Annotated in this window: 14 protein-coding genes; 6 read left to right on the forward strand and 8 right to left on the reverse strand. The window is 70.0% G+C overall.

Annotation, left to right across the window (positions count from 1 at the left end; all coding sequences use genetic code 11):
* Positions 1–190: 190 nt before the first annotated feature.
* Both ABT300_RS07190 and ABT300_RS07195 read right to left on the reverse strand, forming a co-directional pair.
* Positions 191–7,195, reverse strand: coding sequence for a polymorphic toxin-type HINT domain-containing protein (locus tag ABT300_RS07190; RefSeq protein ID WP_351672997.1), 7,005 nt, complete (start codon positions 7,193–7,195; stop codon positions 191–193).
* A 130-nt stretch (positions 7,196–7,325) separates the two neighbouring features.
* Positions 7,326–11,018 carry a LamG-like jellyroll fold domain-containing protein gene (locus ABT300_RS07195; protein ID WP_351672998.1) on the reverse strand — a complete coding sequence of 1,231 codons (3,693 nt, stop codon included), beginning with the start codon at positions 11,016–11,018 and terminating at the stop codon, positions 7,326–7,328.
* A gap of 357 nt (positions 11,019–11,375) precedes the next feature.
* Between ABT300_RS07195 and ABT300_RS07200 the strand changes: the two genes are divergently transcribed.
* Positions 11,376–12,503 (forward strand): acyltransferase family protein, encoded by a 1,128-nt coding sequence (locus ABT300_RS07200; RefSeq protein WP_351672999.1) that lies wholly within the window; start codon positions 11,376–11,378, stop codon positions 12,501–12,503.
* Positions 12,504–12,515: 12 nt separating this feature from the next.
* Here ABT300_RS07200 and ABT300_RS07205 read toward each other — a convergent pair whose 3' ends face one another.
* Positions 12,516–12,947, reverse strand: coding sequence for a hypothetical protein (locus tag ABT300_RS07205; RefSeq protein ID WP_351673000.1), 432 nt, complete (start codon positions 12,945–12,947; stop codon positions 12,516–12,518).
* 221 nt (positions 12,948–13,168) lie between these two features.
* On the opposite strand from ABT300_RS07205, the gene ABT300_RS07210 reads away from it, so the two are divergent.
* Together ABT300_RS07210 and ABT300_RS07215 are read left to right on the forward strand one after the other, a co-directional pair.
* Positions 13,169–13,567, forward strand: coding sequence for a hypothetical protein (locus ABT300_RS07210; RefSeq protein WP_351673001.1), 399 nt, complete (start codon positions 13,169–13,171; stop codon positions 13,565–13,567).
* On the forward strand, positions 13,564–15,705 hold the full coding sequence (locus ABT300_RS07215) for a hypothetical protein (protein WP_351673002.1): 2,142 nt from the start codon (positions 13,564–13,566) through the stop codon (positions 15,703–15,705). The genes ABT300_RS07210 and ABT300_RS07215 overlap by 4 nt, the downstream gene beginning before the upstream one ends.
* Here ABT300_RS07215 and ABT300_RS07220 read toward each other — a convergent pair whose 3' ends face one another.
* Positions 15,706–17,871, reverse strand: a complete 2,166-nt coding sequence (locus tag ABT300_RS07220; protein WP_351673003.1) for a bifunctional glycosyltransferase 87/phosphatase PAP2 family protein — start codon at positions 17,869–17,871, stop codon at positions 15,706–15,708.
* Positions 17,872–18,457: 586 nt separating this feature from the next.
* Here ABT300_RS07220 and ABT300_RS07225 point away from each other — a divergent pair.
* Entirely contained in the window at positions 18,458–19,129 is a 672-nt protein-coding gene (locus tag ABT300_RS07225) for an O-methyltransferase (RefSeq protein ID WP_351673004.1), read from the forward strand.
* 98 nt (positions 19,130–19,227) lie between these two features.
* Here ABT300_RS07225 and ABT300_RS07230 read toward each other — a convergent pair whose 3' ends face one another.
* Positions 19,228–19,620: a hypothetical protein gene (locus ABT300_RS07230; RefSeq protein WP_351673005.1), complete on the reverse strand. Its 393-nt coding sequence runs from the start codon at positions 19,618–19,620 to the stop codon at positions 19,228–19,230.
* Between the two features lie 117 nt (positions 19,621–19,737).
* Here ABT300_RS07230 and ABT300_RS07235 point away from each other — a divergent pair, with 117 nt between their 5' ends.
* Positions 19,738–20,172 carry a DnaJ family domain-containing protein gene (locus tag ABT300_RS07235; RefSeq protein WP_351673006.1) on the forward strand — a complete coding sequence of 145 codons (435 nt, stop codon included), beginning with the start codon at positions 19,738–19,740 and terminating at the stop codon, positions 20,170–20,172.
* A gap of 17 nt (positions 20,173–20,189) precedes the next feature.
* Here ABT300_RS07235 and ABT300_RS07240 read toward each other — a convergent pair whose 3' ends face one another.
* Positions 20,190–20,954 (reverse strand): hypothetical protein, encoded by a 765-nt coding sequence (locus tag ABT300_RS07240; protein WP_351673007.1) that lies wholly within the window; start codon positions 20,952–20,954, stop codon positions 20,190–20,192.
* A gap of 5 nt (positions 20,955–20,959) precedes the next feature.
* Positions 20,960–21,667: a hypothetical protein gene (locus ABT300_RS07245; protein ID WP_351673008.1), complete on the reverse strand. Its 708-nt coding sequence runs from the start codon at positions 21,665–21,667 to the stop codon at positions 20,960–20,962.
* A gap of 212 nt (positions 21,668–21,879) precedes the next feature.
* Here ABT300_RS07245 and ABT300_RS07250 point away from each other — a divergent pair, with 212 nt between their 5' ends.
* Positions 21,880–22,437 (forward strand): GNAT family N-acetyltransferase, encoded by a 558-nt coding sequence (locus ABT300_RS07250; RefSeq protein ID WP_351673009.1) that lies wholly within the window; start codon positions 21,880–21,882, stop codon positions 22,435–22,437.
* Here ABT300_RS07250 and ABT300_RS07255 read toward each other — a convergent pair.
* Positions 22,430–24,469: a DHA2 family efflux MFS transporter permease subunit gene (locus tag ABT300_RS07255; protein WP_351673010.1), complete on the reverse strand. Its 2,040-nt coding sequence runs from the start codon at positions 24,467–24,469 to the stop codon at positions 22,430–22,432. The genes ABT300_RS07250 and ABT300_RS07255 overlap by 8 nt on opposite strands.
* Between the last annotated feature and the right edge of the window lie 100 nt (positions 24,470–24,569).

Genomic DNA, 24,569 nt, shown 5'->3' on the forward strand with positions numbered 1-24,569 from the left:
GAGATGGAGCTGACACCTGAGGCGACTGGAGCCCAGTCCGTCACCTCTTCGGGAACCTCAATCTCGACATCGAATCCACCAGTCCTGGGAGGACTCGACCCCATCCAACGGCCGGATGCAGCGCCGAAGTCACACCAGAAGGACACAATCCCTCGGGAGGGATCCACTATGCGCAAAATCTCCACTCTCACTATTTCACCCCCAAAGGAACGCGCTGCATCGTATTACCTACGGTCCATGTATTGTTGAGAGAGTTCCAATCCCAAGTCTCCTCGTGATAGTGGAACTTCGTGGGCTTACTGTTCATCTCGTGATCACCCATTCGGATACTGCGACGCCCGTCGGCGGATACGAGACGGTTAGGGTCAGCCTGTCCGGTCCGCGGATGAATATTCGTGTACGGACCGGGTCCCAGGAAATTTTCCCACGCTTTCTCAACCTGAGAAGGCTTGAGAGGCTTGGCAGCTGCTACCTCAGGCAGATTGATGACTGCGGAAGCGGGCGGGCAGGCATTGTGAACCAGGACTGGGGTCTTGCCCGCCAACACATAGTACGTGTGCAGTTCATCGACGGTGAGGTTGTACATGTCGGCGTCACCGGGTCGATCCTTGACCGCAATGACCCGGACGCGTTCATCGGTAGCAGTCTTTAGGACGTGGCCGGGTCGGAGGCTGCGGGCCTGCACCCAGGAGTGGGTGGTGTCGTCCCAGAAGGGGTGACGCGACGTGGTCCGGAGTGTCAGATCCTTGCCCTTGAGATCCTTGATCACTACGTCGATCAAGTCGTCGTCATGGTGCACGAAAGCGGCAGTGACCTTGCGTACGCCTCGATGCTTTCCAGTTTCGGGATCGGCGCTCTCGACGCGATCCCCCGCCTCGACCTTGTCGATGGGCTTCGTTTCACCGTCCGCCATAAGGACTTTCGTCTCCGGGTCGAAGCTGCACAGCCCGCCCGCAGCCGAGTTTTTACCGGATCCCCGTCCGCGCAGAGCACCGAGCCTCCCGTTGCCGGCAACCAAGCCGGACTCGGCTCCGGCGGTTACCAAGTCGACAGGATTGAACCAGTCATCACCACAATCCCACCCCGAGGGGCACGAATACATTTTCCCCTTGAGTCTTTGATAGGAATTTGGATCAGATCCGTCCGCCCCAGGCGCCATGCAGTCGTAGCTGTATCCCAACTTGGGGTCACAAACGTAGTCAACCCACTCATGGAATGACTCAGCAACCTCAGTAGCATGTGGATTATTGGCGGGCACATAAACGCCCGGATAGATCTTGACGTTCCATTCGCCATTTTTCTTGACGACATTGTTTGAGTCGCCGTGAGCAGCTGCTGGAAGATCGCCGACGTATCCAGCCCCGCTGTACGAGGGAGCTCCCACCCCGCCAGCACCGGAAGGGGCATGGGTGACGTATTCTTTCTTTCCGCCGTTGGAACCGGTTCCCCCAATGGGGTAGCCGATGCCACACTGATCGGCCATACAAAGACCGGTGGGGTCGCTATGGGTGACTGGGTTGTTGTCGCTGTAGCTGTATCCGTTGAGACTCTGCGGATCAGCGAGGATGAGGACGGGGTCGACGCTGAGGAACTGGCCGATGGACGGGTCGTATTCGCGGGCGCCGATGTGCGTCAGGCCGGTCGTGGTGTCCCGTGTTTTGCCGAGGAAGCCCTTGTCGTCGGGCCAGGGACCGAACAGCGGGGCGCCGCGGTCGCTGCCGAACGGCGTCGTGTAGCGCTTGGTGAAGGTCTGGTTGGCGTCCGGGTTCAGGGAGAGCGACGAGGTGTTGTGTCGGTCGCCCGTCAGGTAGCTGAGCTTGTTGGTGCCCGACTGGTTCGTGCGGACGGCCGCCGTGACGTCGCCGGCCGCGTAGTAACGCTGGGCCCACATCGTGCCGTTGGCACGGAGGTGGAGTTCCGTGGCACCGGCGTACAGGACTCGCTCGCCGTTCTGCGTGTTACGGATCAGCAGGGAGCCGTCGGCGGAGTACACGTAGTCCGTCGACGCGCCGTTCTCCGTGAGCTTGCTCAACTGACCCTCGGTGGACCACGTCAGGGTCTGGGTTCCCTTTGCGCCGGGGCGCAGCGACGTGTTGCCCGACTTGTCGTACGTATAGGTCCGCTCAGGAGCCGTGCATGCGGGCTTGGTCGTGGTGCCGGTCAGGGTGTGCGGCTGGGCGGTGCTGCCGTAGCAGTAGGTAGTCTTCGTGTCGCCGGTGCTCTTGTGGACCGTCTCGCTGGTCCGCTGACCCGCTTGGTTGTAGGTGTAGGACGACCAGTACGGGGCCGGGCCCGACAAGCTGGACGCGCTTCGGGCGTCGGAGCACTTCTGTGAAGCGGGGGTCCAGGCCTCCGTCAGGCGCTGGTGGCCGTCGTACGCGAAGCACTGGGTGTCGGCGGAACTCGCGCCGCCCAGAAGGGTCGGATCGCTGATCGCCGTGACGTTGCCGGTCTCGTCGTAGAAGTAGTTGAGGTCCTGCAGCATGTAGCCGTGGGTCTTGTCTGTGACGTGGCTGTTGCGGAGGCGGCCGGTGCCTTCCTCAAAGGTGTTGGCGACGAAGAAACTCTTGGCGTCCGTGCCGCCTGTTCCCAACTCCAGTTGCATGGGCTGCGCGAGAGCCGAGTAGTCGACGTTCAGCAGATAGCCGGTCGCGCCGCCGATCGACTTCACATGCCCCAGGGAGTCGTAGTCGTAGTCGACATACTCGGACGGCAGCCCTCCGAGAGCCGGCTCCTTCGTCATCTTCAACGTGCCGTCGATGTTGTAGTACGTCTCGAACGCCAGGGTGGTCGGCGCTCCGGCCTTCACGAACGGGTCGCTCGCCGGCAGTTGCAGCTGGGTGGCGGTGGCGCGGTTCAGGTTGTCGTACGCGGTGACGGTCTGCGTGTACGCCGCTCCGGACTTGCCGCCCACGTACCTGGTGGACGAGGTGGGCTCACCCTTGAGGGGGGCGTCATAGGCGAAGGCGGTGAGCTGGGTGGCGTCCGTCTGGGAGTTCTCCCAGGTACCGGTGGGGCGGCCCAGTTCGTCGTATGCAGTCAGGACCGACTTGCCTCGTGAATCCGTGGACTTCACCGGGCGGTCGAGGACGTCGTACTCGGTGGTGGTGGATCCCTTATCGGGGTCGACCGCGGACACCGGGCGGCCGAACAAGTCGTAGACGTATGACCATGTGGCGTCGTCCGGTCCGGTGATCGTCTCCTGCTGTCCGTCCAGGCCGTAGGTCAGCTTCGTACGGGTGTACGAAGCTCCGACAGTGCTGCCGAAGGAGGCGTCGGCCGGGCTTGTGCTCGCGTACTCACGAGTCTCGGTCGTCTGGCCGCGCACGTCGGTGATCGTGCGGTGCGCCGAGCCGCCCTCGAGCGCCGTGGTCGCGACGGAGTCACCGGTGTAGCTGGTGGCGGTGGTCCACTTCTTGACCCCGAAGATGTACAGGCTGGTGCTGGTGGCGCGGCCCGCGCCGTCGAACACCGTCTCTGCCTGCGTGGGGGCCTCACCGTTCTCGGCCCGGGTGTACGTGCCGTTGGGCGTGCTGGTGTTGTCGAAGGTGTCGGCGTGCGTCTCGTACGCCAGGCCACGCGTGTCGTATCGAGTGTCGGTCACCAGCCGACCGCCGTTGGGAGTCGGTGACTGTGACTGGAGGGGACGCAGGAGTGCGTCGTACAGCGCGTAGGTGGTGTTGTACGTTTCGCCGTCGTTATTCAGGGACGAGGACGAGACCCACGACGCCTTGGTGTTGTCCAGGTGATAGGCGAACTTCTGATTCGGCGCCTGGCTCCCGCTCGTCCGGTTCGGCAGCCAGACCTGGGTCGTGCGGCCGAGCGCGTCGTAGCTCAGCTCGGTCTTCTTGCTGTTGACGTCGTAGACGCGCAGTGGCTGGCCTCGGCGCGGGTCGAGGTAGCTGACCGTCTTGTAGGTCTTGGGGTCGGTGGTGATGGTCCGGGTCAGCGGACCTGCGTCAACGGGGGTGTAAGCGAGCACGGTGGGAGAGTTCGTGGTCGCGTCGCTGACGCTCAGGGGTCGGCCCAGAGTGTCGTATGTCGTGGCGGAGATCTTCTGCCATGCGCTCGGCAGCCGGTCGCCGTCGGCGTCGGCGTCGGCGGTGGCTGCGTAACCGGTGGCGCGGCCGGTCCAGGTCGCCAGACCCTTGGTGGGCTTCTGGGACGCCGACCAGGCCGTGACGGTGGCGGTGTCGTACACGGTGCTGACGTCGGCGATCACATCGCCGCGCTTGGGCTTCGCCGGGTCCATGGACGCGGGCAGAACCAACGAACTGTCCGCCGTCGCGCAGGTACGGGCGACCGCGCGGGTGCGGGACACCGCACTGGTGATGCCGAGGTCGGCGTTGCGGGCGTACCACGTGCGCGTGCAGGTCTCGTCCGATGCCTTGCCCACCTCCCCGGCGTCCTCCACCGTCACCGGCATGCCGTAGCTGTCGAAAGACGTGCTGGTCAGGCGTTCCCGCCAGGTCTTGGACATGGTCAGGTAGGTGTAGCCGTGCACCTTCTGCGTACGGACGTAGCGTGCGACGTGGTCACCGGCGCCGGGCGGCGTCTGCCGAGCCGTCTCCTGTGACCAGGGATCGTTCACTGTCGCCGCGATCGCCGTGGCGCCGTCGTAGGTGACCTGTTCGCGCAGTTGCCCCGCGTACTCGTCCCTGTCGGTGACGGAGGCCGCTCCGAGAGCCGGTGCCGCCAGCGGTGCGACGGAGACGGACTTCGTGGTGCCGTCGTTCTTCTCGTCGCCGTGCATGCCCTGCAGGTAGAGGGAGACCGTCTTCGAGCGGGTTCTGTCTGTCGCACCCGTCCAGGCCGTGACCTGGGCGTATCCGCGCCATTGCGACCAGGTGCGCTCGGCCTTCTTCGTCATCGGATCGTCGTCGTAGTGCCAGGCGGCACCGCTGTAGGAGTACGCGTGCTCGACCGTCTCGTTGGCGGCGGTCGGATCGGAGACGGTGACGGCCAGTACCCGGTACTTGTGGAACCAGTCGATGGAGGCATTCTCGGCGCCGTTGATGTGCCAGAACTGCGGATAGCAGGATCGGGTGTTGGTGTCGGGCGCCGCGTTCAGCACCTGGCTGCGCACGCACTCCTCGCCGGAGAGGGTCACGGTGGTGATCGCACCGGTCTCGGACGTGACGGTGTTGATGCGCGGGCGGGTCAGGGGCAGGATGTTGTCCGTGGCGTCGACCCGGTTGGGGCGCATGTGGTAGGTGAACGTCACCGGTGCGAGGGTGATGGGCGTGTCGCCCGCCTTCGCGGTGCGCCTGAGGGACTTCAAGGTCAGCACTTGGTCGGAACTGTCACCGATGTCACCGCCGTCCAGGTACTCCTCCGTCAGGTCCCAGGAGTCCACGGGGTCGTACGCGGTCGTGGTGGCGTTGTAGGAGAAGGTGTCGATCCCGGTCAGGCGCTTGCGGGAGAAGAAGGACGGGCTGGACGCGTCGCAATCGTCGTCGTCCTTGGAGCAGATCGCGTCGAAGGGGACGTCGGGCCAGTTCTCGGAGGTTTCCTTGGTCAGGCTGGAGCAGTCCGAGGCGGTGCAGCGTTCGGCGTAATCGAAGGTGACCTTCGCGTCGGGCTTGTCGGTGAAGAGAGCGCCCTTGCGCAGTCCGTATTCGATGCGGCTCAGGTAACCGCCGCGCGTGTAGGCCGCTTTGGCGGTCTCGGACTTGTTCTTCTTGTAGTAGTTGGTTTCCTTCGCGTACCAGTAGGTGGCCGCGTTGCCTCGGGTGTCCTCGACGTAGTCGAGGTTCCACCGCCAGGCCTGGTCGAGGGAGCGGTCGGCGAAGGCGTCGCCGCCGGAGTAGCCGGGTTCACCGGAGTCGTCGCCGAACACCGGCACCGTCGAGACGGAGTTGGTGCGCTGGGCGTCCGCGCCGTCGAGCTTGTTCTGGCCGAACACGTACTTGGTGCCGTCGCCGGTGACGACGGTCCAGTACTCACCGTTGTCGTCGCCGTTGTCCGCGCCGGTGGAGCGAGTCACCTTCGAGGCGTCGTCGTTCTCCAGCCGCCACAGGCCGTCACCGTCGTTCTTGACCAGCTGCGACGACTTGCCGTTCAGCACGATGCGCGCGTTGTCGTACTTCCAGCAGGAGTCGAAGACGTCGTCGTGACCGTCGTCGTCGCAGGATCCGTAGGAGCGCTCGATGTAGGACTCGATGATGCCGAAGCCCTCACCGACCGAGGTGCCCTGGTTGTTGGAGGTGGCGGTACGACCGTCCACGCTGCCCGAGTCGTACGAGAGGGACAGCGGCGGCTGCGGGCCTGCGGCCGCCGGAGGCAGCGTGAAGTCGTACGACCAGGTGAAGGAGCCCGAGCTGCCACCGGACTCCCAGGACGAGGACGCCGACAGCGGCGTAGCCGCGTAACTTCCGGAGCCTTTCGGGGATGCTCCGGAACCGGGTGCGGCGGCCGTCACGGCCAGCACGGTGGCGGCGGGAGCAGCGGCACTGCCCGACGTCTTCATAAGCTGCGTGGCAGGTCCGCTGCCGGCCTCGGCGAGGCTCACGTTGGCTGACACAGACTGACGCTCGAGGTCGTTGTCCGACACCAGCGGACGCTGCTTACGGCACTCCGGCTTCTCGGGCGTCGTCAACGCGCAGGCGGGGATTTGCACGAGACGCAGTCGCTGCGACCAGCCGCCGCCGATGGCCGAGGCGAAGCCGCTGTAGTCGACGCTGACCTTCGCGTCTCCGGCGGTGTCCGCGTCCGCGGTCAGCAGCACGCCGGTGACGCCTGCCGCGCGGGCGGCGTTCTGGTCCAGCATGGTGAGACGCGTCTTGCCGCCCGCGGCGGCTTTCCCGGCGGTGAGCGGCGCGATGGTGACCGGGACGCCGGCCGGCTTGGCGCCGACTGCCTTGCCCTGCGAGAGACCGAGTGTCGCCTCGCCCCTTCCGGGCCAGATCGCCTTCTGTTGTGTGCGGGCCTGGTCGGCCTGTGCCTTGTTGGCCTTCTTGTCCCGCGCGACCTGCTGTCGGGCCTTCTCCGCGCCGAGGCCCTCGAACTCCTTGACCTTGCTCACCCGGGACGCGGGCACGTCGGAGCGCCCGAGACCTGGGGATTCCGCGGCTTGTGCCAGTTGCGCCACGCCCAGGGGCACGACAAGCGCTAGTGCCAGCGACTGCACCAGGATCCGGCCGGTGCGGCGCTTCACATCCCGGGCAATCCCTGAGGTGCCCCTGCCAAGGTTCATTTCTTCCGCCCCACCGGTCCCGTTGAGAGTGGTTTCAGCCAGCGCGTCCGCGGCCTGCTGTGCCTGCTGTGCCTGCTGTGCCTGCTGTTGTGATGGGAGCCGTCGAGGCCGCCCCCACCACATCTGCCTGTCAGTCACCGACCGTCTCTGCGACCTGATCGGGTCCCGCCATCGCGCCCGCCCACAGACGGACCTCGGCTACCCGTCCGGGCAGGTAGTGCTTCCACGCGTTACCGCTGAACCCCTTGCCGACGGCGAAGTCCCCCGTGCCGATCTTGGCGGTGAAGGCCTGTTGGTCACCGTTGGGAACGGCTCCCAGATAAAGGCCGATCGTGCCGTCTTGGGCGTTGACGACACCGGTCATCCTGACCATGCCGTCCAACAGCGCGTTGTCCTCAGAGGCCACCGCACTGAAGGTGCCGTCGGCGTTGAGCCGACCGAAGCGCCAGAAACCCTGCGGGACGGTTTTCTCCTCCCCGGCCTCCTCGTCGAAGACAGTCACCTTGTCCGTCAGCTCGTACCAGAAGCCCCAGGCCGAGCCGTCGGACGTCCGCTGGCCGACCACTTGACCTGTGTAACCGACCTGCTTGTCGAGCAACTTGGCACCGTTCAAAGCCGCCAGGGCCGTGACGGTGAACGAACCGGTGTCGTCCACTACGGGACCGGCCGTGGTTGCCGCGCCGTCTATTCCGTCCAGCACGATCGACTCACCGTCCAGCGAAGCTCCACCACTGAGGGTCAGCGACCGGCCGTAACCGGACGTGGTGTCGGCGATCGTGGTGCCCACACCTCTGTCGGCCGACCAGTCGGCGACCAGTTCCACTCCGGCGTAGTTCTTCGACGTCAGTGCACGTGCTGTCACCGCGATCTCCGTCTGCGACAAAGCCCGCTGCCACGTCGTCGGCTCGTCGATGCTGCCTTTGAAGTAGTCCGTGTATGCATCGGCCCAGACGCCTCTGCCGATCTGAAGCGGACCCGAGCCCTTCCATGCCGTTCCTGCGTCGACAGTGCTCCGCAGTGTCCCGTTCACGTAGAGGCTGGCCTTCTTCGCCTCCGCGTCGTAGACACCGGCAACGTGGGTCCACACACCGCGCGGCGACGTCTGCGGGGCACTGGCCTTTCGTAGGACGCCGTCCGTGCTCAGCACGCTCAGGCTCCAGGTGTCGGCCCCTCCGCCCGCGTACGACAACCCGAACGGGGTGAACTTCTGGGAGAACGGGCTTGCACTGTTGGGCGCCTGGCTCAGTACCGTCAAGGTTCGCGCGGCCTCGGGGTCGACGCGCACCCAGGCAGAGACGGTATAGGAGCCAGAGGTGTCAAGGACCGTCGCGGTCGTTGCCGCGTAGCCCGTGCTTCCGTCGAGAGTCAGGCCCCTGTCCCTCACCGGCGTTTCCAAGGCCGCACCGGACGTATCGTGCGTGATCAGCCCACGACGGCCGTGGTCGTCGCGAACGGCTCCGCCGGCCAGCGTCGCGTCATCCGCGCCGTCCCACGTCGCCGAGTCCGACGCTACGCCGCTGCTCTCGGTGAAGTTCCATTGTCCGACCGGCTTTTGACCGTCGGCGACCAAGAAGTCCACGATGGACTCGGCACCGTAACGGCCGACCTTGTCCTTTGCCCGGACGATCAGGCGATACGTGCCTTCGACCGGCGGTGTCACGCTGACTGAGGCAGACGCGCCCGCCTGGTCCGACGACCACCCGGCAACCGTGGAGAGCCGGTACTGGTAGGCGACGATGTTGTTGTCACCGGTGGCCGGGTTGAAGGAAAACTTGGCCAGCACTCCGGGTCCGCCGTGCGCCGTACAGTCGTTGGGCAGGCACTGCGTGTACGGCGCGCCGACAATCACCTGCGACGGCTTCGGCGCGGTGGGGTCGACCTTGAAATAGCAGGGCGTGGTGTAGCCCGTGTTCTGCCGACTGCTGCCGTCCTGGTAGTAGGACAAGGTGAGGGCCTTCAGCCGGTACAGCACGCCCTCCTGGAGAGCGGGCAGGCTGCGAGACTGCTTGACGAGGTTCCCGACGTAGCCGGAGGTCGGACCGTCGACGTCCGTGTGCGTGACCGTCCACGACGTGCCTGAGGACTTCTCCGTCCGCCACCGGATACGCAGGCTTGCGCCCACCGAGCCACCGGACGCGGTGCGCGGTCTGCCCTGCACCAGCGGGGTCGGATCGGACACGACAGCCGGGTCGGCCGCGTTGGTGGAGCAAACGAAGCCAGTTCCAGTGACCAGCCCGACCTCCGTAGGAAGGGCGGGTACCGCCACGTACTTGACCGCGAGCACCGCGTCGTTCTTGAAGCGCTTCCACGCCGACGGATCCGACTCGTCGTGAGCCTTGATCTCCAGGGTCAGCCGGGCGAACTTGCCTGCCGCGAAGTTCGCCACCGTCGACGTCAGGTTCTCGTTCGTCTCGCTCGGGTTGTCGTTGAACTCGATCGGGGCGTCCGGGGCGTCCGGGGAGCACAGCGAGCCCCGGCCCGCGGACACGTTGACGTCCACCATCAGGTCCAGCTCGGCCGGCCGTGACGACCAGGTGGTCGCGGAGGAGATGTTGTTCGTGCGGACGAGGTCCACCCAGCGCGGGTCGCACTGGAACGCCCAGGGCTCGGTCACCCGGAAAGTGGCGTCGAGGACCTTCTTGCCCTGCAGACTTGCCGGCGAGAACTCGTAGTACAGCTTCTGCACGTACCCCGGACCGCAGTAGTAGCCCTGCCAGGTACCGCACTTGCCGGCGCCCTTGCCCTGGCCGTCGTCGCCGTTGCTCCAGCCGTAGGACTCGTATCCGTCACTGCGCAGGAGCGTCCGCTCAGATCCTCCCCAGCCCACGGTCGGATCGATGAAGAGAGGGAAGGCCGACGCCTCGGTCTTGGAGAGCATGGTCGCGTCCGGAACGACGGAAAGCGAGTCCTTGGTGACGGCCACGTCCATCTTGGCGACCTTGTCGCCCTGACCCGGCTCCAGACCCGAACCGGAAGGTGCGAGTTCGGACGGGTCAGAAGGCTCCGCCGTGCCCTCGGACAGCGTCTGGGCGCTCATCAGTTGCGTTGTCTTCGCGGACGCTCCGGTCTGCCCGGACGCTTCGCCTGCGGAGTCCCACATCCGCGCGGGCGGCGCTCTGAACACCGTGCGACCGCTGCCGTCGACAGCGGCCAGGTTGCCGGCCGCGCCCTTACGGACGTCCAGGCCATGGGCCTTGAGCCCGAACGTGAGCTGCTTCAACTCCTCGTTGGCCGCCGCCTTCGGCGTCTTGACGACGAAGACCGGCTGGAAGCTCTCCGGAGTCGCCGTCACCTGCAGATCGACATCCTTCAGGACGTCCTCGTAGACGGCCTTGGTCCCCTCCAGCCGCGGGGCGGGCAGCTTGCCCGGCCACTGCAGTTCGAGTGAGGTGCCCTCGCCCGCGATCCGCGCCAGAGGCTCCTTCTCGCCGCCTGCCGAGAAGGCGATCGACACTGCGGCAGCCTTCGGCCCCACGGACCCATCGGAACGTTTCTCCAGTGTCGCGTCCGGCTTCTGCCAGCCGCCGCCGGGCTTGCTGACCCGCACAGGGACGACCGACTGCTCGAGCGTCAAGGTGAAACCGTCCGGGTTGGCGAAGGTCGTCGTACGGTCCGTGCGCTCGCCCGTCACCTCCACACGCTGCCCGGACTTCTCGGCATCCGCCAACGCCTGCTGCGCCTCGGTCAGAGGCGCGGATTCCGCCTCAGCGGCGGAGGCAGCGGCCAGTTGGCCCGGCAGGACAAGTACGCCCGACAGTACGACCAACACAGCCGTGGCCGCTGGTCCGCGCCTGCCACGCGCCGGGCCAGGGCTTCTGGGCATGCCTGATCTCCCCCGCACGAACTGCACAGAACCCCGCCCCCAGAGTCACAAGATCTTCAAAATTTAAGCGAATTCAAACCTTCGCCTCACCTTGCGTCAAGGTCATATGACGATGCGCAGCCACTCCCGACGCTCCACGTGGCTTGAATGCGCGCAACAAAAACGAACAAGGTCCAGCACAGGCACCGATCGACGGCGGCCCGTTGGCCGGAAGCGGCCTGCGTGGGCTGCGGGCGTCTGCGGCGGGGTTCTGCGCTGTGCCGGTGTTAGCCTCTGCCTTTTGTGCGTGGGGCGGGCGGGTCGGCTCGGTTTCCGGCCCGCGCAGGTCGTGCCGCCGCCGTCGATGAAGGACCGCCGTTGATCTCCATACCGGGAGCCGGACGCGATCGGCTGCCCTCGCTCACGGGGCTGCGTTTCTGGGCGGCTCTGCTCGTCGTGCTCTATCACCTGTCCCGGCAGGCGGGGAAGGTGCCGGGGGTGAGCGACGCCGTCTGGTACGGGCGCAGCGGCGTCACCTTCTTCTTCGTGCTGTCGGGTGTCGTGCTCGCCTGGACGTACGACGGCGCGAACGTGCCGGCCCGGGTGTTCTTCTGGCGGCGCTTCGCCCGGATCTGGCCGCTGCTCGCGGTCGGCGTCGCGGCGTCGGTGGCCGCGTACCTGTACATGGACCGCGCCGTGTCGGCCAAGGCGGTGGTCGCTAACCTGCTGCTGATGCACGCGTGGTTCCCGCAGCGGGTGATCAACGCCGGAGGCAACCCGGCGGCCTGGTCGCTCAGCGACGAGGCCTTCTTCTATCTGGCCTTCCCCGTTCTGCTGGCGCTCCTCGCCGGTCGGCGCGCCCGGGTGTGGGTCTGGACCGCGGTCGGCGTCACCTGCGCGGCCCTCGTGCTGTGGCCGGCCCTGTCCGGGCTGCCGCCCGCCACCCGGAGCTGGGCGCTCGACTACCTGCCGCTGACCCGTTTCCTGCAGTTCGTGCTGGGCGTGGTGGCCGGGCTGGCGCTCAAGCGCGGCTGGCGGCCTCCCGTGTCACTGCCGGTGGCCGCCGGACTCGTCGTCGCCTGGCACCTCGTCCTGCTGCCCTGGTCGAAGGCGGTGCCGGACGCCCTCTGGTACAGCCCCTACTCCGCCTCCCAGTTGCTCTCCGCTCCCGTCTTCGCGGTCCTGATCTGCGCCGCCGCCCGTGCCGACCTGGACGGCCGGCGCACGGGCCTGGGCGGGACCTGGATGATCAGGCTCGGGCACTGGTCGTTCGCCTGGTACCTCCTCCACGAGATCGTGCTCCGCCTGGCGGTCTTCCGCTGGGGCAAGCCCGCTCCCGGCAGCGACACGCTCGTGTTCTGGGCCGGTGTCCTCGTCGCCAGCCTGGCCCTGGCCGCCGCGGCCTACCACTGCGTCGAGCACCCTGCGGAAAAGCGGCTGCGACGACTCGTCGGCCGGCCCTCCGCTCCCGTCCGCCCGTCCTCGGACGTGACCGCCGCCCGGTGAGCGTGAGCGACGTCAGCGGGCAGTCCGCCGCGTCCGCCACAAACGCCGGGCCCGGACGAACGTCGTCCAGCAAGCCGCGAGGAGGCTGCCCACGGCGACCAGGGAGAAGAGGACGAGCGCTGGGTTGACCCAGGCCGGGACCAGGTCGTAGGACGCGTTGCATTTGTCGTGCAGGGGGAAGAACCGGCTCGGCTCGCGCCAGTGTTCGCTGCGGTAGGCGTCGTCGTAGGTCTGTCCGCGCAGGGCGCATGTCTCTCCCACGTCCAGGCCGCCGGAGAAGACTCCGCAGAGCCAGACGAAGAACGTCACGGCGCCGGACAGTGCCGAGAGCAGGAACCACAGGACAGGGTGACGGCGGCCGAGGCGCGCACCGACGGCAGCGGCGGCGGAAGGGGTGCGGTCGGGGACACCTGCGGCGCACCCGGCGGTCTCGCCGTCGCTCATGCCTCGCCCCCTCGAACTCCCCCTGTCCTCCCCGCACTCACCCGGGCGAGGGTACAGGGGTGGGCGGCGTCCGGCAGGCGGCGGTCCCGGCGGGCGTCCGGGCTCCGTCCGAAGTCGGCGCCCGCTCCAACTCAGCTCTGTAGCATGCCGTTTCACACGGACCAGGGGAGGGACCGGGAATGCTCGGCGAGGCGTTGACCGCGGCTGCGGCCGGTGGGGGGATGGCCGTGGTGCAGGCGGCCGGATCGGACAGCTGGGCCTGGTTCCGGGCCCGGTGTGCCCGGCTCGTCGGGCGGGGGGACGGCGACGCCGAACGTGAGGCGCTCGATCGGCTCGACCGGACCGCCGCCGTACTGGACGCCGCCGACGAGAGGGAACGGGCGCGTGTGCGGGCGGTGCACGCCGTGCTGTGGCAGGGCGAGTTCGCCTCGCTGCTCGAAGCGCTCGGCGAGGCGGAACGCGAACGGCTTCTCGATCAACTCGCCCGGCTCACCGCGGATGTCACGGCGGCCGACGACACTTCGCGCGGCGTCGTCACCGGGAACGCCTTCCACGGGCCCACCGCCGTGCAGACCGGCGATCACAACCGGCAGGAGAACCACTTCGGGCCGGGGAGATGACCGAACCAGGCGGCAGTGGTCCCGAGGTCTCCGGCAACGTCTTCCACGGGCCCGCCGCCTTCCAGGCAGGCGACCACAACGTCCAGGTCGTCCATCAGCACGCCGTCCTCACCGCCGGGGACGTCCTCGACACCGCCGCCGACGAACTCGCTCGTGTGGTCGGCGCGCAGTGGCAGGAGGAGGCCGCGCTGCGGCGGCTGACGGATCCCGCGCCGTTGCCCGTGCGGTGGCGCGTGAGTGAGCGCAAGGCCGCGGGACGGGTCGTGGCGGCCACCGGAGAGGGGGCGGCCCGGGCGCGGTTCGGTCCCCTGCCCGGCATCGGGCCGACCACCCGCGCCGGGCTCCGCGCCGGCGGCGGGCTCGCCGAACTGCACGCCGTCTACGGCGGCCTGGCCTCGGGACGGCTGCTGCTCGTCGGGCCGCCCGCCGCCGGCAAGTCCGCCACCGCCGTCCTGCTGCTGCTGGACGCCCTCGCCCACCGGGCGGCGCGGCCCTCGGCCACGGACCGCGCCCGCGTCCCCGTGCCCGTTCTGCTGTCCCTCGACGGATGGGACCCGGCCGGGGAGAGCGCCACCGACTGGGCGGCGGACCGGCTCAGCCGTCAGTACACCCTGTTCCACGGGCGGGGCGGTCGCGCCCGCGCCCGGCGGCTCCTCGAACAGGGACGCGTCGCCCTCTTCCTGGACGGTCTCGACGAGGTCACCGGCAGACTGCGCGGGGCCATGGTCAGCGCGCTGGAGACGGCGCCCTTCCGGCTGGTGCTGGTGTCCCGGGCGAAGGAGGCGGTGCTCACCGCGAAAAAGGCGCGGCTGGGCGGCGCGCTCGCGCTGGAGATCCAGCCCGTGCGGCCGGCCGACGCCGCCGAGTACCTGCTCGACCGGCTGCCCGCCGCGCCCTCGCCCGCTTGGCGGGCGCTCACCGGGCGGCTCCTGTCGGAGACCTCGGAGACCGGCCCCGGCCCCGTCTCTGCGGGCCCCCTCGCCGACCCGCTCGCCGCCGCGCTCTCCGGACCGCTCGCCATCGCCCTGCTGCGTGACGTGTACGGCGACGACGACCCCGTCGACGAACTCCTCGACGCCGCCCGCTTCCCCACCGCTCGCGCCGTGGAGAACCATCTCCTCGACCATGCGGTGGCCGCCGCCTACACACGGCGTCCCGGGCGCCCTCGTCCCCGCTACTCCGCGAGGACCGCCGAGCGCGCGCTCCGCCACATCGCCGCCCGCCTCACCGCGGAGGGCACGCGCGATCTGCGCTGGTGGCATGTCCCCGGCTGGACGAGCCGGCGGTCCTGGACGATCGCCGTGTGGATCGTCGCCGCGGTGGTGTGCGGCACGCCCGGCGCGATCATGGCCTGGAGCCTCAGCCCGACCCTCCTGACGGCCGTCGTCGTCCCTCTCGGGGCGATCGCCGGCGGGGACGTGATCGCCCGGCGTCTCGCCCGGTTCAGCGTCCCGCAGCCGCTGTCGAGCGCGGGATGGCGCGACATCTTCACCCGGAGGACGGTCGGCTCCGGCATCGCACAATGGCTGTTCGTGGGCACCCTGCTCTGTTTCGCCATACCCGTCGTACCGCTGTTCGACGACACTCCGCCGTGGTGGCTGTGGTATCTGGTCACGCTGCCGCTCGGCTTCAGCGAGGTGCTGGTCACCGGCCGCGGATACGAGATCGTCTCCGGCGCCCCGTTCCTCTCCCTGGGAACGGGCCGTCACTACGATCCGGTGCGCGAGCAGTACTCCCGGCCCTCGGTGCTCGACACCCGGTCGGTGGGACCGCTAGACGTGTGGCGCCACCACCTCGGGCTGCGCCTGTTCCTGGGGCTGCTCACCGGCCTCGCCCTCGCGCTGTACGTCGGCCCGATCGTGGCCTGGTCCCAGTCCCCCCTGCTGGGGGTGATGTTCGGGGTGACGGCCCTGGTGTGGACCGGCGCCACCTCGGGCCTCGCCGGCAACCTCGCCGTCGCCACCGCCCTGACGGCCGTGCAGCTCCACTACGAGGAGGGCACTCCGGTTCGACTGGTGCACTTCCTGGAGGACGCCCGCCGCCGCAACCTGCTGCGGGCGACGGGCCCCGTCTACCAGTTCCGCCACGCCCGTCTCCAGGAACGGCTGGCCCTCGGGGAGCGGGACGCGGCAGGGTGATCACCTCGGCGCCGGGTCCTTCCGGGACACCCGCACCGGCTCGGCCGTCCTCCTCCCCCTCGCCGCCGCCTGCGCCTCGGTCTTCGACCCGACTTCGGCCTCCGGCCCTGCTTCAGCCTCCGCCGCCGAGCCCGCCGTCGCCGTGGCCGCCGTCGCCGGGGCTGCCGTGACGGCGGCCTGTGCTCGGGGGCCCGTCAGGAGGTAGGACAGGCCGAAGCCGGCCAGCACCACCGCCGCGCCGCCGGCCGCGTCCAGCACCCAGTGGTTGCCGGTGGCCACGATGGACGAGGCGGTGAGGAACGGATGCAGCAGGCCGAGGGCCTTCACCCACCGTCTGCGGGCGACGATCGCGATGACCAGCCCGCACCACAGGGACCAGCCGAAGTGCAGGGACGGCATCGCCGCGTACTGGTTGGTCAGCGCGGTGAGGGTGCCGTAGTCCGGCTTGGAGAAGTCCTGGACGCCGTGCACCGTGTCGATGACGCCCAGGCCGGGCATCAGGCGGGGCGGGGCCAGCGGGTAGAGCCAGAAGCCGACCAGGGCCAGCAGGGTCGCGAAGCCGAGGGACGCGCGGGCCCAGCGGTAGTCGGCCGGGCGGCGCACGTACAGCACCGCGAGGACCGTCAGCGGGACGGCGAAGTGGAACGACGTGTAGTAGAAGTCGAAGAAGTCGCGCAGCCGACCGACGCCTGCCGCCCAGTGGTTGACCGCGCGCTCCACGTCGAGGTGCAGGAAGCGCTCGAGGTCGAGGATCTGCTGTCCGTGCGTCTCCGCGCGTGCCCGTCCGCCGGAGTTGGCGCCGCCGGTCGCCGCCAGCCGGACCTGCTGGTAGACCGCGTACGTGACCCGGATCAGCAGCAGTTCCAGCAGCAGGTTGGGGCGGGTCGCGACGCGCGTGAGGAACGGCAGCAGCGGCACACGCGCCCAGCGCGCGGGCGCCTGCGGGGCGGTCTTCGCCGGGGTCGGCGTCCGGTAGAAGGGAGACGTGCGCGGCAGGAACGGGACGAGCGTGGCGGCGGCGAGGGCGGCCAGCAGCACCGCGTTGTCCCGCAGCGGGTTCAGGGCGGCCGTGTGGGGCAGCAGCATGTCCCCGGGGAGCGTCATGACCACGATGACCGTCACCGGCCAGACGTAGCGGTCGCACGCCCGCCTGCCGACCAGGCCGACCATCGTGGGCAGCACCCACAGCAGCTGGTGCTGCCAGGCGGTGGGCGAGAGGGCGATCGCCGCGCAGCCGGTCACGGCGACCGCGAGCAGCAGCTGGCCGTCGCGTGCGTAGCGGACCGCCCGGCGCACGCCGAGGACGGCGACGACCGCGCCGAGCGACAGGAACAGGCCGATCTCGAGCGGCCCGGACAGCCCGAGGCGCAGCAGGGCGCCGTGCAGGGACTGGTTGGCGAGGTCGTCCGCCGCGCCGCCGAGGCCGGCGCCCGCCATGTGGTGCACCCAGTAGACGGACGAGTCGTGCGGCATGGCGGCCCAGGCGAGCAGCGTGGCGCCGGCGAAGGCCGCCCCGGAGGCGGCAGCGGCCCGGCGGCGGCCGGTGAACCAGAGCAGGACGGCGAAGAGCAGGACCGTGGGCTGCAGGGCGGCGGCCACGCCAATGAGGACGCCGACGGCCCGCCGGTCCCGGGCGACGAAGCAGCCGAGGACGACGAGCAGGACCGGGATGATGCTGGTCTGGCCGAGCCAGAACGCGTTGCGCACGGGCAGCGACAGCATGAGCAGGCTGATCGCGACCGGTGCGGCGAGCAGCGCGACCCGTCTGCCGGGCGGACGGGGCAGGTTGCGGGCGGCGATCACGCCGAGCCCGGCGACCAACAGCAGCGTGCCGAAGGTCCAGCCCCAGCCGAGGGCCTGTTCGGCCGCCCGGGTGAGGGGTTTGAGGACCAGCCCGCCGAAGGGGGTGCCGGTGAAGCGCGTGGAGCCGTAGAGCGAGCCGTTGACGTGCAGCACGCCGTCGGGTCCGACCCAGGCCTCCAGATCCGTCAGCCGTTCTCCGCGCGGGGTGCCGAGGACGACGACCGCCTGCCGTACGGCGAGGAGGGCCGCCATCAGCCACAGGCCGAGGCGGGCCGCGCGCAGACCGGCTCCGGCCGGGTCGGTTCTGCCGGCCGGGGGCCCGAGGGGTTCCGCCGTCCGCCCGCCGTGTTCCGCATTCGCCACGCTCTGTGGCCTCCCGCCCGTTCGTCCACGCGCGCTGCGCGGGATCGGCCGGCGCCTCTCCTGAGGCGCACGTCTCTCCCCCCACGCACCCGGAGACGTCGGCCCCCTCTCCCGCGCCCGACGTTTTTGTCTCCTTTTGCCCGGTAGAGGATAGTGCGTCCGCTGGACCGCTCGCCTCCGCGAGGGGCGCGATCCGGATCACCGCGCGGTCGGGAAAGGGCTCCCACGTCGTACCTTCGGGGCAGCCATGCGCGGTGCGGGTACGGAGAGTGCTGGGGTGATGCGAGGCGTGCTGTGTTTACGGCGGCGTCGGACGCCCCTCGGACGCGGCAGCGCGCCCGCGGCGTCGCGCCGGCGACGGGCGGTGGTGCGCCCGGCGGCGAGCGGCACGCCCCGCCACCCGCCGGCCGTCGGCCGCGGCCGGGCCGTCTGCTCCGGGTGGGTGAATTCAGCCGTCCAAAGCCGTGCGGCACGGGCGGACGGACGCCGTCCGCGGCGGGCGTCGTTGACACGGCTTGTTAGCACAACTAACCATTTGTCACTGGCATGCCGCCCCGGCAGGTCAGACACACGAGAGGCTGAGCGCATGAGCGAGTCGCAGGTCTGGGACGCCGTCGACGCCTACTTCACCGGCCGTCTCGCCCCGGACGACGAGGTGATGGCGGCCGCGCTGCGGGACAGCGACGCCGCCGGGCTGCCGCACATCAGCGTGACGGGAAACCAGGGCAAGCTGCTGCAGATCCTCGCCGAGGTGCAGGGGGCCCGGCAGATCCTGGAGATCGGCACGCTCGGCGGTTACAGCACGATCTGGCTGGCCCGAGCGCTGCCCGCCGACGGCCGGCTCGTCTCCCTCGAGTACGACCCCCGGCACGCGGAGGTCGCCGTCCGCAACATCGCCCGCGCGGGCCTCGACAAGGTGGTCGAGGTGCGGGTCGGCGCGGCCCTGGAGTCGCTGCCGCGGCTGGCGGACGAGAACCCGCCCCCGTTCGACCTGGTCTTCATCGACGCCGACAAGGGCAACAACGTCCACTATCTGGAGTGGGCGCTGAGGCTGACGAGTGTGGGCAGTCTGATCGTCGTGGACAACGTCGTCCGCGGCGGCAGGGTCGCCGACGCGGACAGCGACGCCGAGGACGTGCGCGGCAGCCGCGGCGCGATCGAGCTGATCGGCTCGCATCCGCGGCTGAGCGGCACGGCGATCCAGACGGTGGGGGCGAAGGGCTACGACGGTTTCGCGCTGGCGCGCGTCCTGGCGTAGCCCCTGCGACCCGGCAGACTCCCGTGCGGCCCGTGCGGCCCGTCGGGCCCGTCGGGCTCCCGTGGGGCCCGGTGGACTCCCGTGCCCCGGCGGAGGGCTCAGGCCTCGTGGTAGAAGCCGACGTTGACGCTGCGCGGCCCGGTGCGGTCGAGGACGACGATCTCGCCGGAGCCGCCGCGGGCGAGCGGCACGGTCCCCCCGTAGGCGAGCGGCTGGGCGTGCTGACCGACGAGGAGCCGCACCTCGGAGGAGGGCTCTTCCTGCGACCCGCGCAGCCACGAAACCTGCCAGGAGCCGTCGGGGCCGCACAGGAACTCCAGGTGCACACGGGAGACGAACAGCCAGTCGTCGGGGGTCGCGAGACGGCACACCGACCTGTCCCGGCCCACCCGCAGCACGGCGCCCGGGTCGCTCGGCGAGTCGGCCATCAGCATGCCGGCCGTGGCGCCCTCTTCCGTCCCGGAGACGGTGGCCATGGTCAGTTCGAGCACGTGCGCTCCCCTTGAGATGTCTTCGGCATGCCTGTCGGCGTCCTGTGTCCTAAGTGTGCGGGTACAGCCGCCGCATGATAAATCGCCCGGGCCCATCACGTCCGGCACAATGGACGCATGACCGAGCGAAAGCCACCGGGTGTCCCGTTCGAGTCCTGGGTCGACAAGCAGATCCGCGACGCCGAGCGGCGCGGCGAGTTCGACCGACTGCCGGGCGCGGGAAAGCCGTTGCCGGCCGTCACCGACACGTCGTACGACGAACTGTGGTGGATCAAAAGGAAGTTGGCCCGCGAGGGCCTTTCCGTGCTGCCGCCGACCCTCGCCCTGCGGAAGGAGGCGGAGGACGCGCTCGCGGCGGCGTACGCGGCGCCGTCGGAGCGCCTCGTCCGGAAGATCATCACGGACGTCAACGGGAAGCTGCGCGACATGATGTTCAAGCCGCCGCCCGGCCCCCCGCTGGGCATGAAACCGTACGACGTCGAAGCGGTCGTACAGGAGTGGCGGGAGCGCCGGGCGGCGGCCGGGGACGTGCCGCGGGAGCCGCGGGACTGAGCGGCGGCGGGGCGTGGTCAGAGGTGCAGCAGCCGCTCCGTGAGTTCGCGGTAGTCCCGCAGGGCCAGCCGCAGTTGCTCGGTGTCCACGGCCGTGGCGACCGCCGGACCGCGGTCCTTGCCGCCGCCCGCCTTTGCTGCGCCGCCTTCCTGCTGCCAGGAGCCGCGCAGGGCACGGCGGCGGCGGTCCACCGCCTCGGTGAGGCGTCCGGCGAGCTCCTCGAGCACCTCGTCGGCCTCGGCGACGGCGTCCCGGGGGCCGTCGACGAAGCCGACGACGGCGTGCCGCATACGGGTGGCGATCCGGTCGCACTCCTCGTCCGGGAGGAGGGACGACGCACCGCGGTCGTCGTGACGACCGGTCGCGGCGACCCCGTCGCGCGCCCCGGCCGCCGTACTGCCGCCGGCGCCTGTACGGCCGGTGTCGGCGGCGTCGGCGCCCATTCCGTCCGCGCCTGTAGCGCGGGCGCCCGCGCCGGGGGCGATTCCGGTTCCGCCCGCGCCGTTCGCGGACGTGCCGGGGTCGGGGCGGAGCGGCTTCGGCTCCACGGCCGCCGCCGCATCAGTCGCACCCGCCGCACCCGCCGCCACGCCGGGCGCGCGTCCGGCGCCGGCCGGGCCAGTGGCCCCTGTCGGGTCCGTGGGGCCGGTCGGGTCGGTGGCTCCCGTGGTACCGGGTGGTGTCGCGAGGGGTGCGCCGGGGGCGGGAGGGGGTGCGGGGGCCGCGGCCGCCTGACCGCGGTCCTCCAGGCCGGCGCCCTTGCTCGGTGTGGTGTCCGGCATGGCGGTCAGCCCTCCTTCGTCTGGTGGCGGTGGAAGCCCCACGGCAGCTGATGGGCGGAGCGTTCCCTGGTGGTCGCGGGCCGGGCCGCGCGGTCGTGGCCGGGGTCGCGGCGGGCCGGGCCGACGAGGTCGTCGAAGAGGGCGCGGGCCTCGACCATCGCGGTCCGCATGTCCTCGGTGCCGGGCGCGTGCCCGCCGCCCGCCCCCGGGACGTCGGCCGAGCCCGGGTGACGCGTGCCGTCGCCGTCTGCGGAGAAGCGGGCGGCTCGGTGGACGCGGCGGTAGCCGTCGACGCGGTGCGCGTGATGGACGGAGAGCGCGGCGAGCTGCTCCTCGTACTGGCCGCCGTCCGGGAAGCCCCGGGCGCCTGCGACCTCCGAGATCAGCCGGTCCGCCTCGGCGACCGCTTCCCGGGGCGAGTCGACGAACCGCTCCTGGGCGGCCGTCCAACGAGCCTCGAACCTCTCGCGTTCGGCGGCTTCCAGCGGACGCTCGCGCAGCCCGCCGTGCCGCTCGACGAGAGCGTCGAGCTCCCGCTCCGCGGCCTTGACGTCTCCGTCGTGCCGGGCCACGGCCCGGTCGTACTCGGGCCCGAAGCGGTGCTTCAGGCTGCGTCCGCCGTGCGAGCCGCGGGCCCGCACGGCCAGGACGGCCGCGACGGCGACTACGGCCGCCACGACCACGATCAGAGCGATGATCACTCCTGTGGACATGCCTTGCCTTCCGGTGTGTCGGCCCCACGGGCCGGTTCCTGACTCGGGTTGCCCGGACGGCCTCTCCCAAACGACGCCCGCCGCGGAGCAGGCCCGACACGCACCCCGGCACAGCTCTCGACGGCCGGAGCGGCCGCCCCTGCGGTCGGAGGGGCCGGCGCTCCTGCGAATTCGGTTGCCGGGCGGCGGGGCCGCCTGCCGACAATGTCCCGATGACCGCCCGTATCCCGCCCTCGCCCCCACCTCCGCCACCGCCACGGAAGCCGACGTCGTGGACCATCGCCGTCGAGCCCTTCGACTCCCCCGAGGCCCTGGCGCTCTGGCGGGCGTACTACACCGAAGTCAGCGACCGTTACTACCTGTTGCACGAGGGGCGCCGTACCGCAGCCGCCGAGTTGGAGCGGGAGATCGCCGCCCACACCGGTGCCGAACTCGCCCCGCCCAGGGGGCAGTTGCTGATGGGCCGGTACGGTGGCGAACCGGCGGGCACCGCGGGCGTACGGCTGCTGGACGCGTCGACCGGCGAGCTCACCCGGGTCTTCGTACGGGAGGGTCTGCGCGGCACAGGCGGGGCCTCGATGCTCGTCAGGGCCGCCGAGGACGCCGCCCGCGCTCTCGGCGCGGACCGCCTGGTGCTCGACACCCGCGGCGACCTGGTCGAGGCACGCGCCCTGTACGCGCGGCTGGGATACGCCGAGACCGAGCCGTACAACGACGACCCCTATGCCGACCACTGGTTCGAGAAACGGCTCTCACCGCAGCTCAGTTGATCCGGTTCACCGGCCGTCCGTCGTGCGGCTGCTCGCGGTCCGAGCCGCACAGCTCGCCGGTCAGCTCCTTGACGAGCTGGACCAGGTCGGTGGGGCGGTCCGGTCCCCACCAGTCGCCGAGCAGCTCGGCCAGCGACTCCTCGCGGGCCGCGGCGAGTCGTTCGGCGACCTCTTGGCCCTCGTCGGTCAGCACCATGTCCAGGCCCCGGCGGACGACGAGACCCCGTCCCTCGATCTGCCGGGCCGCCTCGATGACCACGGACAGCGGGACGGAGCTGCGCTCGGCCACCGTCGACGGCTCGATGCTGCCGTACCGCTTGATGCGCAGCAGCAGCCAGCTCGCGGCGGGGACGAGGTCGTAGCCGGCGTGCTCGGTGATCGTCCGGTAGATCTCGCGGCGGCCCTCGCGGGTGCCGAGGAGGGACAGCGCCCGGCACACCTCGTCGTACGAGGAGCGTTCCACCGGGTTGCTGGCGAGGGTCTCGGTGACGTCGGGGGCGGTGACCGAGGCGCGCAGCGGGTCCTCCCGCAGGAACCACGCCAGGACGAAGCCGACGACGGCGACGGGCGCGGCGTACAGGAAGACGTCGGTGATCGCGGAGGCGTACGCGTCGAGGACGCTCGGACGCAGGTCGGACGGCAGGCTCGCGATGCCGCGCGGGTCGGACTCGAGCGCGTCGGCCGACACCCCGGGCGGGAGCCGGACGCCCGCGAAGGCGTCGGCGAGCTTGTCGCCGAGGCGGGCCGCGAAGATCGTGCCGAAGATCGCGACGCCGAACGAGGCGCCGATGGAACGGAAGAAGGTGGCGCCGGAGGTGGCGACGCCGAGGTCCTCGTAGGGGACCGCGTTCTGCACGATCAGCACCAGCACCTGCATGACCAGGCCGAGGCCGAGGCCGAAGACGAAGAAGCAGACGCTCATCTCGAACGTGGAGCTGTGCTCGTCGAGCCGGTGCAGGAGGAGCAGGCCGAGCGACGTGACGGCGGTGCCGGCGACCGGGAACACCTTCCAACGGCCGGTGCGGCTGACGATCTGGCCGGACCCCGTGGAGGAGAGCAGCATGCCGACCACCATCGGCAGCATGTGCACGCCGGACATGGTCGGGGAGACGCCGTGCACCACCTGCAGGAAGGTCGGCAGGTAGGTCATCGCGCCGAACATCGCGAAGCCGATGATGAAGCTGATCACGGCGGAGAGGGTGAAGGTGCGGACGCGGAACAGCTTGAGCGGCAGCACCGGTTCGGCCGCCCGCCGCTCCACGGCCACGAACGCGACCGCCAGCAGGGCCCCCAGCAGCGCCAGCGCGACGATCTGCGGCGAGCCCCAGTCCCAGGTGGTGCCGCCGAGCGAGGCCACCAGCACCAGACAGGTGGCGACGGAGGCGATCAGGAGGGTGCCCAGGTAGTCGATGACGTGCTCGGTCGATCTGCGCGGGATGCGCAGCACGGCCGCGATGACGGCGAGCGCCACGACGCCGACCGGCAGGTTGACGTAGAACACCCAGCGCCAGCTCAGGTGCTCGGTGAACAGACCGCCCAGCAACGGGCCGAGGACGCTCGTCGCGCCGAACACCGCGCCGAACAGGCCCTGGTAACGGCCGCGGTCGCGCGGCGGCACGATGTCGCCGACGATCGCCATCGACAGCACCATCAACCCGCCGCCCCCCAGCCCCTGGAGCGCGCGGAAGGCGATCAACTGCGGCATGTTTTGCGCCATTCCGCACAGCGCCGAACCGATCAGGAAGAGGACGATCGCCGCCTCGAACAGCCGCTTGCGCCCGTACTGGTCGCCGAGTTTGCCCCACAGCGGGGTCGCGGCGGTCGACGCCAGCAGATACGCGGTGACCACCCAGGACAGATGCTCCATACCACCGAGGTCGCTGACGATCGTCGGCAGGGCGGTCGACACGATCGTCTGGTCGAGGGCGGCGAGGAGCATGCCGAGCAGCAGGGCGCCGATCGAGACGAGAACGTTTCCGGACACGTGTTCCTGACGTGGATCCGCCGTACGGCTGTGCGCGTCCAACGCCATGGATGCCTCCTGAGGCTCGGTGACCCTCTCCATCGTGATCGGTGTGACCCGTTATGGCCTCTTGAGTCCTCCCGAGTCCCAACGGAATACGGCATTCCGG

It is taken from the genome of Streptomyces sp. NPDC001027 (genome assembly GCF_040299045.1).
Classification (GTDB): domain Bacteria; phylum Actinomycetota; class Actinomycetes; order Streptomycetales; family Streptomycetaceae; genus Streptomyces.